General features: G+C 64.0%; 8 protein-coding genes. 3 read left to right on the top strand and 5 right to left on the bottom strand.

Features of this window, described 5'->3' with window-relative positions:
• Window positions 1-138: 138 nt before the first annotated feature.
• The 3 genes from ACFMO7_RS06875 (at window position 139) to ACFMO7_RS06865 (ending at window position 3,943) form a co-directional block, all read left to right on the top strand.
• Window positions 139-3,186 carry a CHAT domain-containing protein gene (locus ACFMO7_RS06875; RefSeq protein ID WP_376794781.1) on the top strand — a complete coding sequence of 1,016 codons (3,048 nt, stop codon included), beginning with the start codon at window positions 139-141 and terminating at the stop codon, window positions 3,184-3,186.
• 129 nt (window positions 3,187-3,315) lie between these two features.
• Window positions 3,316-3,657: a gamma-butyrobetaine hydroxylase-like domain-containing protein gene (locus ACFMO7_RS06870; protein ID WP_376794780.1), complete on the top strand. Its 342-nt coding sequence runs from the start codon at window positions 3,316-3,318 to the stop codon at window positions 3,655-3,657.
• 127 nt (window positions 3,658-3,784) lie between these two features.
• Window positions 3,785-3,943, top strand: coding sequence for a hypothetical protein (locus ACFMO7_RS06865; RefSeq protein WP_376794779.1), 159 nt, complete (start codon window positions 3,785-3,787; stop codon window positions 3,941-3,943).
• Between the two features lie 301 nt (window positions 3,944-4,244).
• Here ACFMO7_RS06865 and ACFMO7_RS06860 read toward each other — a convergent pair whose 3' ends face one another.
• The 5 genes from ACFMO7_RS06860 to ACFMO7_RS06840 form a co-directional block, all read right to left on the bottom strand.
• The gene (locus ACFMO7_RS06860; RefSeq protein ID WP_376794778.1) at window positions 4,245-5,156 is read right to left on the bottom strand and encodes an oxygenase MpaB family protein; all 912 of its coding nucleotides are present in this window, start codon (window positions 5,154-5,156) and stop codon (window positions 4,245-4,247) included.
• A gap of 122 nt (window positions 5,157-5,278) precedes the next feature.
• A complete protein-coding gene (locus ACFMO7_RS06855) occupies window positions 5,279-6,127 on the bottom strand; it encodes an SDR family NAD(P)-dependent oxidoreductase (RefSeq protein ID WP_376794777.1) in 849 nt (282 codons plus the stop codon).
• Window positions 6,128-6,302: 175 nt separating this feature from the next.
• Window positions 6,303-7,025, bottom strand: coding sequence for a hypothetical protein (locus tag ACFMO7_RS06850; RefSeq protein ID WP_376794776.1), 723 nt, complete (start codon window positions 7,023-7,025; stop codon window positions 6,303-6,305).
• Between the two features lie 171 nt (window positions 7,026-7,196).
• Window positions 7,197-8,282, bottom strand: coding sequence for a low-specificity L-threonine aldolase (gene ltaE, locus ACFMO7_RS06845; protein WP_376794775.1), 1,086 nt, complete (start codon window positions 8,280-8,282; stop codon window positions 7,197-7,199).
• Window positions 8,283-8,550: 268 nt separating this feature from the next.
• Window positions 8,551-11,208, bottom strand: a complete 2,658-nt coding sequence (locus ACFMO7_RS06840; protein ID WP_376794774.1) for a hypothetical protein — start codon at window positions 11,206-11,208, stop codon at window positions 8,551-8,553.
• Between the last annotated feature and the right edge of the window lie 955 nt (window positions 11,209-12,163).

The following is a 12,163-nucleotide window of genomic DNA, read 5'->3' as shown; positions in this document are numbered from 1 at the left end:
GGCCTCCGGCGCTACCTCTGCCCTCTCCGTGCGATCGGTCTGCCTGCTGACTTTGGAACCTGGCGCTTTCAAGAGCGCCGGCCATTGCAGGGAAGCCGATCCGCATCGCGTCCACCTGAGAACGTGGGAGCACTGAGGATGTTGAAAGAGGAACTGCTCGTTGAGCTGCTCTTGAAGAGAGACGAGGGCGAGGGCCGGCGCCTGCTGATGCAGCTGCTCTCTTCGCTCCCTTCTCCGGCTCTGGCTCGCCTGGTTACCTGGCTGAAGCGTGAGGCCGACCAGCGCTGGCATGCTGAACCTCGGCTTTCTTTGCGCCTGGCCGCTTACCTGCTGTTGATCGGGGAGTGCACTGGACGGCGTGACTACCGTGGGCTGGGACTGCTGACCCGGGCCGAGGCCCTGCGGCGCCTGGGGCGGGATGAGGAGGCGCTCGGAGACTTTGATGCGGCCGGCGAGGAATTTCTGGCCTGCGGTGATCAACGGGGGTGGGCCCGAACCCGCTGCGGACGCATCGCGGTCTGTCTCCAGTTGGGCCGCTTCCAGGAGGCCCTGAAGGACGCCGCGGCGGCACGGGCGATCTTTTTGCGCCACGGCAATTGGTTGCGGGCCGGCCAGATGGATGCTAATGCGGCCATCGTCCACTACGAGCTTGGCCACTACGATCAGGCCCTTGCTCTTTTTGAACGCGCCATCGAGGCCTATCGCTGTCACGGCGAGGGGGTCGAGCTTCCTCTGGCTCGCGCTTACGCCAATAAGGCCATCGTGCTGGCCGCCCTTGGTCACTTTCGCGAGGCTCTGAGGCTGCATGAGCAGGCACGAGCTACCTTCGCCGCTTACGATGGTCAGGAGCTGGCTGTGGCCCGTCAAGAGCTGAATATGGCCCAGATCTATGCGGCCCAGGGCCACTTCAGCCGCGCTCTCGCTCTTTTTGAGCGCAGCCGTACGATCTTCCAACGCCACGCTTTGGACCTGGCCGCCGCTGAGGTGACCTGCGAAACGTGCTATTGCCTGCTGCGCCTGAACCGCGCCCATGAGGCTGCCGAGCGGGCGGAGGAGGCGGCGGCCTTTTTTCGTAGCGTGCCCGGTGGACGCGGGCAGCATCATCTGGCTCTGGCTTTGATGTGGCAGGCCCAGGCGGCCCTGGCTTCGCAGGAGCTGCAGCGGGCGGAGCTGCTCCTGGCGGAGGCGCGCACGCTCTTGGAGGCAGGAGGCTTGCAGGTTCCGGCTGCCTCTCTGGCGCTGCTGCAGGCGGAACTCTTCTTCGCCAGTGGGCGGCTTGAGGAGAGCCTGGCCGCAGCACGCCTGGCCGCGGCGGCCTTTTCTCGGCAGGCGGCCCTCCCCCAGTTGGCACGCGCGCTCCTGCTGCAAGCCCAGATTGCCGCGCAGCGCGGCCAGGAGTCCCTGGCCGAGTCGCTCTGCTCTCAGGCTCTGGTTCTGGCGGGCGAGCAGGGCCTGCTGGAGCTGGTCTATCGCTGTGAGGATTTGGGAGGTCAGCTCGCGGAAAGACGTGGAGAGCTGGAGAAGGCCGCCCAGGCCTACGCGCGCGCCATCCAGGGAATCGAGGCCATCCAAGAGCGCCTGGTCTTTGATGCACGGGCCAGCTTCCTTGAGGATAAGCGGGCCCTCTACGAGAGGGCGGTGCGCCTGGCCCTACGCCGCGGGGATGGGGCCCAGGCTTTGGGCTATGTGGAGCTGGCCAAGTCGCGCGTGCTTGGGGACTACGTGCGCAATACGGTCGAGATCCGCTTGCGCCTCGAAAGGTCTGAGGGGCCAGAGGACGAGGCCCTGCTGGCTGAGCTAAGCCGCCTGCGCGAGGAACAAGCCTGGTTTAGCTCGCTCGTCTATGGGACCGAGCAGGCAGTTGAGCTGAGCGATACGGCAATCAGGCGCCTGCGAGCTGTGGATCCGGCCTACGCTCGCCAGGAGATGCGCCGGCGTGAGCGGCAGATCGAACGCTTGCTGGAGCGGCTACGCCTGCCTGCCACGGGAGAGAGACGGCCCTCCCGCTCGGTCGGCGATCGGGCTACCGATGGCTGGTTGGAGCGCCTGGCGGCCTTGCAAGGCTCGCTGGAGCCGCGCACGGTGGTGCTGGAGTACTATCTGGCGGGCGGCGATCTCTATGTCTTTGCGCTGGCCGAGGGTCATCTGCGCTGGCGTCGTCTGCCCGGCGCCTTGCCTGAGCTGGAGCGCCTCTACGCTCTCTGGCGCCTGAACCTCGATCTGGCGGGGCAGGCATCGTCTGCCCCCTCTGAGCAGGCGGCCAGCGAGCTGGCGGAGCTGCAGGAGAATTGTCTTGGACTGCTGCAGAAGCTCTATCACCTGCTGCTGGATCCAGTGCTGTCAACCCTCTACGCCTGTGAGCGCCTGATCGTGGTCCCCTATGGTCTTCTGCACTACCTGCCCTTTCATTGCCTCTTCGATGGGGTCCAGTTTCTGGTCGAGCGGGTGGCGGTCTCCTACCTGCCGTCTCTGGGCCTGTTAGAGGTCTGTCGGCGCCGCGGCCAGCGCCTGCGAGTGGTGCGCCGGGGGCTGGGCCAGGCGCTGGTGTTGGGCCTCTCCGATAGGGGGCGTCTGCCCTGGGCTGTGGCCGAGGCCCAGAGCGTGGCGCATCTGTTGGGTTCCCCCTGCTATCTCGATGAAGAGGCCACCACCAGGCGCCTGCTGGAAGAGGGACCCCAGGCCCCGCTGCTGCATATTGCTGCTCACGGCCTCTTTCGTCTCGATGCTCCCAATTTCTCGTTTATTCAGCTCGCCGACCGTCAGCTCAGCAGCATCGAGGTCTTTAATCTCGATCTTGCTTGCTGCTCGTTGGTGACCCTGAGCGCCTGTGAGACGGGGCGAGTGGTTTTGGGGGGCGTGGACGAGGTGATGGGCCTGGGACGCGGCTTTCTCTATGCGGGGGCGGCTTCGCTCTTGCCGACCCTGTGGAAGGTAGACGATGCCCGCAGCGCTGAGCTGATGAGGCTCTTCTACGAGGGATTGCTGGCCGGGCGCTCCAAGGTGGTGGCACTGGCGGAGGCCCAGCGCAGCTTTCTGGCCCGCGCTCGTTCCTCGGCTGACTCCTCCTGTTATGCCCATCCCTATTTCTGGGCGGGCTTTCAGCTGATCGGCGATCCTGGGCCGCTGCTTTTGCGTGAGCGAGCGGAGAGTCTCGGGCCGGAGCCTGTAGAGCAGGGGGCACTGTAGGATATTAGGATATAATGAGCTGGATGGAGCAGCCTGCAAGCGGAGCGTGCGCCAGTGGGTGGAGGGGATCGTAGCCTCGACTGGGCTACTCTTTCCCGCCGGCCCGAGCACGCTTGAAGGAGCCAAGCGATGCAAGAAGAGCGCGATGTCTTTCCCACTTCCTTTTTGCTGGATGATCAGCAGCGGCGGCTGATCCTGACCTGGAGCGATGGCCATGAGAGTGTACACTCCTGGGAGAAGCTGCGCCGCGCCTGTCCCTGTGCTTTCTGTGCTGGCGAAGGGGGAGCGCCGGGCATGTTGCAGCGTCGGCAGCAATTGAGCGCGGAAGAAACGACGCTGGTGAACCTGGAGCCGGTGGGGCGCTACGGCCTGACCCCGATCTGGGAGGATGGCCATCGGACGGGTATCTTTACCTTTGAGAAGCTGCGCCAGCTTTGTGAGTGCGCGCGGTGTCGTGCCGGTGGCAGGTGACACAATCCAGAAGTCCTGTTCCCCTTAACAAAGACGGTCCTCTGGGTCATAGTAGTAAAGGTAACGTAACGGCTACGTCAGGAAGCAGCGCAGGTCCGCTCAGGGATTGGCAATAAGGAGGTTCTTCATGAGTGGAAGAAGCTCACCTGTGCAAGAGAGCACTTCAGCACGCCGCCATCTGGCAGGGCGCCTGCTCTCAGGCTGGACGATTCGCCTGCTGCTAGCGTTCGTGATAAGCTGGCTGCTGCTGCTGGCGTTCTTTGCAAGTGGAGCTGTCTCGCACTAGCGTAGAGATCCGCCGCGCAGGCCACCTCGTGGCTGGCCCGGTGGCTGGTGGTTGCCTGCGCCTCTGGCATCCTCTGCTCTACTGCTGTTCTCTTCCCGCGCCCGGCTGGCAGCCAGCGGGATCTGGCCAGCGAGGAGGGTCCTCGCCCTCCCTCAGCTCGGGCAGGTCTCCGCTCGCTGCTCGCTCTCGTAGTGGCCTGGCCGGCCGGCTGTCGTCATGCCTTCCTTCCCCGCTCTTGATCGCCGCGGGCTTTTCTCTTTTTTTTCTTCTCTTCGGCTGCCTCTCGCGACAGGTCCTTCCCTTATGCGGTGGCGCGGGCCTCGCGCACGGAGCGCGCGTATGCTCGAAGGCGGGCAGAAGAGAGGCGGCGCTCGATGATCTGTCGTGTCACCGGTAGCGTGCGCAACCTGAGCGGCAGATGGGGAAGGGTGCTGCGCAGCCCCTGCATGATCAGATCAAAAGCCTGCTGATGCCGGGGTCCCCAGGGATAGCCATAGAGGGCGCGCACCGGCTCGGGCAAGAGGCCGCAGGTAAGCAGGAAATGGAAGTGAAGGACTGGGCGAAAGACGGTGGGCAGGGGAGGGAAGAGCAGGGTGTGGGCCAGGCGACGGGCCTGGGGCGTGGCTGCCAGGCGTCCGCTCTGCACCATCTCCTCTACGTAGCGTTGGAGGTCGGGCAGCGTTGCTGGCATGTACCTGGGCTGCAGGCCCAGCAAGCGCGCCTGAGCTTTGCTCTCCTGATAGTAGCGCTCCTGCTCCTCGGGACTCAGTGGCCCGATCAGGCTCGTATAGAGCAGGAGGGCCGTGTCTACCAGCGTAGCGTGAACCCACAAAAGCAGCTCCTGGTCGCGGGCGCGGTAGAAGGTGCCGCGGCGGTAGGGACCGGCATCGTGTGGCAGGTGACCGAAGACGCGGGCGTGAAGGCGGTTGATGGTGCGCGCTGCCTCCTGAGCCTCGGGCCTATCTCCAAAGGTGAGAATCTGGCCGAGCATGAACGTATGCAGGGTACGAGAGGCCGGGTCGCTCAGATAGCTGCTGTGCCTGTAGACGCCTTCGGCCACCAGCGGGTGCGCGATCTGCAGTAGCACAGCGCGAGCGCCCCCCAAGAGGATCGCGGCCTCGCGTGTAACTTTCCAGGTGACGCTCTCGGGGCCATAGTAACCATAAGGGCCAGCTTCCGTTCGTCCTGACTCGACTTGTCTGGCCTCTCTCATAGGGACTCTCCTCGTCTGCTCACGCTTTGTGCGGCCCTGCCTCTGGCTCCCGGCCTGCCTTCTCGTTCCCCTTGCTGTCTTCCCTCGCCGAGAGCCAGCCAAGCCCCTCTGTCCTGTCGAGGCTAGGACTGATCCTGAGCTGATCCCTGGAGCTGAGCCAGCCGCTGCTGAAAGGCGCGCCCCATCAGCTCCTCGGCCTTCTCAGGATCTTGCTGCATGACTTGCAGAATCAGGGCCGTATCGCGATCCGGCGCCAGCGTCAGATCGTGCCGGTCGTGCAGGGCCGCCTGGATCATTTCCTCGGCGACCTGCTCAGGGGTAAGCAGGGCCTGGATATTGAGGAGCTGCGAGCCAGCCTCGGCCTGATGGACCATAGGCGTATCTACCCAGGAAGGGTAGACCGTCGTGATGCCGATGCCGCTGCCGTAGAGTTCCGCCCGCAGCGCGGCGGCGAAGCCGCGCACGGCCCACTTGCTCGCGCAGTAGCCGCTGAGGGCAGGCACGGGCAACTTGCCGGCGACCGAGGAGAGGAAGATGAAGTGGCCGTGTCCCTGGCGACGCATGATGGGCAAGGCGGCCTTGACGCAGTGAAAGGTGCCCATAAAATTGATGGCCAGCAGGGCCTCCATCTCGCTGGCGGTGAAGCTGTCGATCGGCCCGCCGCGCCCGATGCCGGCGCTGGTGACCACCAGGTCAAGCTGGCCGTTCGCCACTGCCGCCGCCTGGCGCATCAGCTCCTCGACCTGGGCTGCGACGGTGACATCGGTGACAACGGTCAGAATCTTGCCGCGCTCCTGCCCGCTGCTCTCCTGTTGCAGGCGCAGGGCAGCCTCTCGCAGGCCGCCTTCGTTGATGTCAGCAAGCACGACGTGAGCGCCTCGCTCATGGAGGGCGCGGGCCGTTGCCAGGCCGATGCCACTGGCCGCCCCCGTTACAACGGCCACGGCGTTCGCAATCGCTGTCAGTGTCATTGCTCGCAGCTCCTCTCGCTTTGCTCTCTTCAAGCTGGCGGTATGCCGAGCCTTGTCGTCTGCCGCTCTTTCGGGCAGAACAAGGCCCCTGTGCCGATTCTACCGCGTCTGCAGAGGAAGCTGCAAGGTCTGGCTTGCCTGGGGCGCGTGGACCGGCCTCCGGCCTGACCGCGCGTCAGCGCTGCTGTGGTGGTAGGACCTGGGGACCCTCTTCGGGATAGGAGAGCAGCGGCTGGGTGTAGCGCTTCTTGGTCGAGGCTGGCTCTTCGGGTACGGCTGCTGGCGCAACGGGCGACTCGCTGACGGCTGTCTGGGCCTGGTAGCCTTGATGATAGGGTGTGTAGGGCGGGGATGCCGGCTCAGCGGCCTGGCCGTCGGTCGCCTCGGGGACCCTGGAGGACGACTCAGCGAAGGTCGGGCTTGTCTCTGGCGGTTCCGGCACACCACATGAGAGTGACCCCCACATATAGGGTCCCAGACTGCTGACGATGATAGACAAGAGCAGGGCCAGCAGGAACCAGCTCCAGGACCCACTCCATACGAGCAGGGCGGTGGCCACAAGCCAGATCAGGCTGTTTACTCCAGCCAGCAGGTGCCCCCGAGACAGGGCCTTGAAAAAGCTGCTCACGGCCAGCCCGCCGAAGAAGATCGCAAGTAGCAGCTTCCAATCCTCACTGATGAAAGCGTAGACTATCCCAGCCAGGGCCAGCAGCATGCATGCTGTGCTCAGGCCGCCGAAGAGGGAGAAACGACTCATGTAGAGCCGCTGCTGCCGGCGATAGGCGCGTACCTGCTGACGGTAGGCCCGCGCCTGCTGGCGGTAGGCCCGTGCCTGCTGGCGAGCCTGCCGGCGATAGATCTTTATCTGCTGACGCCAGTCTGGAGCATTCCCCATCATGGGCTTCTTCCTCACTTTACTATACGCTCTATACGCTCTCCTGCCCGCCAAAGAAAGCTCGCAGAGGAGCGATGACTCTTCTCTTCTACCAGAACTAGAGACGCGAGAGCAGGTCTGTGCTCCAATCTCGGGACTGCTGCCGGCTCTGGCCGGTCACGGCGGCGCTGCTGCTCAGGCGGAACGCTCCGCCCGCGCTGGCGGCAGCATCTCGGCCAGCGTATGTCGAATGATCAATAGAGCCGTCTCGATCTGCTGGCGATCGATTCCATAGTGGGTCACAGCACGCAGCAAGCCGCTGCCCATGCTGCTCAACAGCAGCCCTTCGCTCTTGAGGCGAGCCAGGAAGGGGGCGCAATCCTCCTCGGATAGAGGTCGCGCGCCGTCGTAGAGGCGGAAGATCACGATATTGGTCTGTACGCGCTCCACCGCCAGCCTCACCTGAGGTAAATCGGCCAGACCCTGGGCCAGCAAACGGGCGTTCTCATGGTCCTCTGCCAGGCGTTCCACCATTTGCTCCAGGGCCACAATGCCGGCTGCCGCCAGAACCCCGGCCTGGCGCATTCCTCCGCCAAGCGCCTTGCGGACCCAGCGTGCGCGCTCGATGAAATCCCGACTACCTACCAGCAGCGAACCGATAGGGGCGCTCAGGCCTTTCGAGAGACAAAAGGTCACCGAGTCGGCCTCAGCGACAAGCTGACTGACTGGCACTCCCAGGGCCACCGCCGCGTTGAAGATCCGTGCCCCATCGACGTGTACCCGCAGTCCACGGGCGTGGGCCACGCGGCAGAGGGCCATCATCTTCTCGGGTCCCAGCGCGCATCCGCCGCAGCGATTATGGGTATTTTCCAGACAGAGCAGCCTGGTCGGCGGGGTATGCTCATCGCTATCGTCGGTGATCGAGTCAGCCAACCGCGCCAGGTCGAAGCCTCCATCCGACTGGTTGGGCACCACCCAGAGCTGAATACCGCCCAGACGAACCGCTCCCCCGCCCTCGTAGCGGTAGATATGCGCCTGATCGCCGACGATGGCCGCTCCCCCGCGTTCCACGTGCGTCAGAAGAGCCGTTGTATTGCCCATAGTACCGCTCGTCACGAACAGGGCCGCCTCCTTGCCAAGACGTTCCGCCGCCAGCTCCTGCAAGCGGTTCACGCTTGGATCCTCGCCGTAGACATCGTCGCCCACCTCGGCGCGATACATCGCCTCGCGCATCGCGGGAGTCGGCTGAGTCACCGTATCGCTGCGCAGATCGATCACCATTCCAGGTTGGATGCTCCTTTCTCTCTTCCTCTTCTCCGGCCAGCTCCTTGGAGATCGGACCTCTCCGTCTGCCTGCCGCGCTAGAAGGTACCTCCTTAGTATATCCCATACGACGCCCCGGGGCGGCCCGCCCGGGCCGAGAGCGGCCCTCCGGCTACGATTAGAAAAAAAGAAGAAGCTCCATGCCAATCGGCATGGAGCCTGTAGCGACAGATCAGGCAACCTCTGTCAGCCCTATCTCTCGCCAGCGTCCCGATATAGATACAAATCAATGTAAAGCCCCGAAGAGGCGGATCATAGCGAACGTCGAAGAGCCGGTGGTCTGATCCTGACGGACCTGGAGCATCACCAGGGCCTTATCGCCTGGGTTCCCCAGCGAATCGAAGCTGATGCGCCCGCTCGCGCCGTCGAAAGCTGGCAGGGGGCCGTTGCCCAGAGCGTCGAGCATAGCGCGCACGTTGGCCCCATTGAGGGCTCCCTTTACGTAGGAAGCCGCGCGGGCCATCACGCGCACAGCATCGTAAGTCATGATGGCGTTCTGATCGGGTGGCGGCGCGTTATTGGCGCTCTCCTTCTGGTTCTGGAAGATCCCGGCCCAGTCGGTAAAGAGCGTCGGTTGCTCCAGAGCCGGCACATTGCTCCACTCGCTGCGATCGGCGTAGGCCAGGACATAGATCCGCTGCATATCCTCGGGGAAGGTCCGTGCCAGGAGGGCGTCCTCGCTCTCTCCCTGGCCCAGGAGCAGGCTTGTGGCGACCGCCGGGCCGGTCAGGACCTTCAAATTGGCCAGGGCTGTATTCTCGGGTTGGGCGCGCGACAAAATACCGATCTCGTGGGCCAGGCGCACCGCATCGACATCGGTGCCGGCCAGAAAGATCACATCGGCCTGATGCGCCAGCGCATCGGCGATGGCCGTGCTGTAGCCCTCCACCGGTGTAGCCTGGGAGGTGAAGGTATCGCGTGCGCTCTCGACCACGCGGCCATCCAGCATCTGGACACGGGCCACGAAGGCGTTGGCCAGAGCCACGCTGGCCTCATCCGCAGGAGAGCGCATTACCAGGATCGCATTGGCATGCAACTGCTGCAGCGCGAACTCGGCCAGGGCGTCGCCCTGAACGTTATACGGCGGACTGATGCGGAAGAAATACGGATTGCCCACCAGATTCACGTCGGGCGCGAGCTGCGAGATCAGCGGCACCTGAGCCGAAGCGATCAGATCGCGCACGGCCTGCGTCTGACTGCTCGAAGGCCAGCCGACCACCCCGATAATATGATCGAGGTTATCGGCCTGCTTCACGCGGGCGACGATGTCGCGGGCCACCTCGGTCACGCTGGCCTTATCGGGAGGAGAGCCGGCGATCAGGATGCGCAATTGATAGTTATGAGGCAGCCAGGCGAACTCGTTAATCTCATACTGAGCCACGTAGACGGCCTGCAGCATCGAGCGAGTGGCCGCCAGGGACTGGGGATCATCGCCGTTGAAGCTCAGGCCCACCACGATCGTCACGAAGGGCTGGCCGTTCTGCTCAATCAGCAGATTCTGGCTGTAGATCAACGCCTCGGCGTCGGTGGGATCGAGAGCGATAGCGGCACTCAGAGCACTGGAAGCCGTATCCAGATCGCCCGACTGCAAGGCCCGAGCGGCGGTCAGCTTCTGCGCGACGTCCTTGCGACCAGGATAGGAATCCAGGACAAAGCGCCCATCGCTAACGGCGATGCCGCGCGTCTGCCAGCTCTGTCGTTCACGATTCAGCTCCTGCTGCCAGGCTGCTGCTGCCTGGCGGGCCTGCTGGGCTGCCGCCGTCTGCTGAGCCAGGGCGGTAGCGGTCGCCGCCGGATTGGGGGCGCCCGTCGAAAGCGGGGCCCGTTGGGCGGCCACGATAATGCCTCCCACCAGGAGCGCGAAGACCCCAAGCATGACCGCGGCGAAGGTCAACGTCGAGCGGCGTGTCCCGGAGCGAGGTCGAGGCCGGGCGCGACCTGAGCCTGGGGGCAAGGAGCCTGTTGCAGGGGCGGGCAGCGCCATCTCACTGCCTCGCCGCGCGGAGGCCGCGATCGCCTCCAGCTCCTGCCGCATCTGGGCAGGGCGCAGGTAGCGCTGGGCGGCGGCCACGCGCAGGCCGCGCGCCAGAACCGACTCCATGCGGGCTGAGACCTGGGGATTCAAGCGCCGAGCGGGCGGATAGAAAAAGGCCATATGTTGACGCGGATCATAGGTGGTCAGAGCATAATAGAGCGTGGCCGCGACCCCGTACAGGTCGGTGCGCGTATCGGTCACGCCGTGAAACTGCTCGGGCGCAAAAAAGCCCGCGATGGCCTTGCCCTGCATCTCCGGGGGAAGGCGGGGAGGGAAAAGCGGCATCAGAATCAGAGAGAGCTGATGGCCGTCCGGGCTGACAATCACGGTTTCCGGGCTAATCGCCCCATGAACCAGGGGCGGCTCCTGCGAGGCCAGCACCTGCACCAGCTCGCAGAGCTGTCGCCCATATTCGGCCACCAGGCGCTCGGGCAGAGGCTCCCCCTGCTGAGCAACCAGCTGAGCCAGGCTCTGCCCCTCGGGGTGCTGGAGCACGATGTAGTAACAGCCGCGCTCGCTGAACATATCGATCAGATGAGGAAAGCCACGGTGCTGGCCCAGCTCAGCCAGGCGCTGGGCGCTCATGCGTAGCTCCTCTTCCAGCCGGGCGGCCCTCTCGGCGGTGGGAATCACCTCGCGGATCAGCACCAGGCGACTGACTGACTGTGCATCCCTGGCCAGCCAGGCCTTGCCCTGATCATGCTGGCTGCGCGGCAGAGGCAGCTCCTCGACGATGCGATAGCGTCCCTCGCGCAGCACATCGCCGCGCAGCACCGGGCGCGTGGCCAGCAGACTGAGCGGCCTCGAGACCGTAGTGACCAGCTCCCGGCTTTCCTGACTGAGAGACAACGGGCGGCTCCCTCTGTCTGGCAGGCGGCCATAACCACAGCGCGGACACCCCCCATTCAGTGGTTCCCCTTCAAAGTGGCATTGAGGACAGCGCATAGGTCTTCCTTCCAGCTAATGTCTCTTGACAGGCGCACAGCTCTTCCTTCGTGTGCGCTCAGGCGTGCAGTGTGTAACATAAGACAGACAGGCGGAGCTGGCACCCTTTCCCTTGTTGACTTCTTGCTCTTCTCTTCTACAGCTGGCTCGCCTGGACCTGAACAGACAGCTCTCTTCTCCCCCTCAAACCTTCGTTCCCCCAACTGAGAACAAAGATGACAGGGGAGAACGTGGCGAAAGGCAACAAGACCAGCAGATCACACGCCGGACCCATCCGTGCCGCTTTGCCCCTCTTCCCTCTCGCGCCTGCCAGGTAGACAGAACGAGACCAAACGCCCCCGTAGTCCTGCCTGCCCTTCAAGCGGGACTGGCCGCTTGTCTTATGTACGTCTGCTCTGGCTACTCTGCTGCTCCTGACTTGCTCTGTCTCCAGAGAATATCGTGCTCAGGCCGTCCTGTCAAAATGGTAACCATAAGGCCCTACCTTCTTCATCGGATAGGAGAAAATGGCCATCGAATTGCTGGTTGAAACAAGGGAGCGGTTTATGGTACCATTCTCTCTGGCAGAGAAAGGACTCTCCCCGTATTGCGCCTTGCTGGGGACTGCGTCATGTCATTCCCGGCGGGGAACCACGTCAGAGCAAGCGTGGAAGGATGCCGCCAGGCATACCGCTCGCTCGGCTCAGGCGATGATCGGTCGAGCACGACACGCGAGAGGACCAGGGGTGCCATTTCTGGCGTGGTTATAGTGGATATAGAGGTTGTTCCTCCAGGGGTTGTTGAGTTTAGTCTAAGGAGCTGTCATGAGTGAGCTGATTCTCTCTGCTATGCTCCCCCGGCGGCAGGGACCCGTCGTAGA

The organism is Thermogemmatispora sp., assembly GCF_042408735.1.
Lineage (GTDB): Bacteria > Chloroflexota > Ktedonobacteria > Ktedonobacterales > Ktedonobacteraceae > Thermogemmatispora.
The sequence above is the reverse complement of the archived record's forward strand: the minus strand, read 5'-3'. Positions and strand labels throughout refer to the sequence as shown.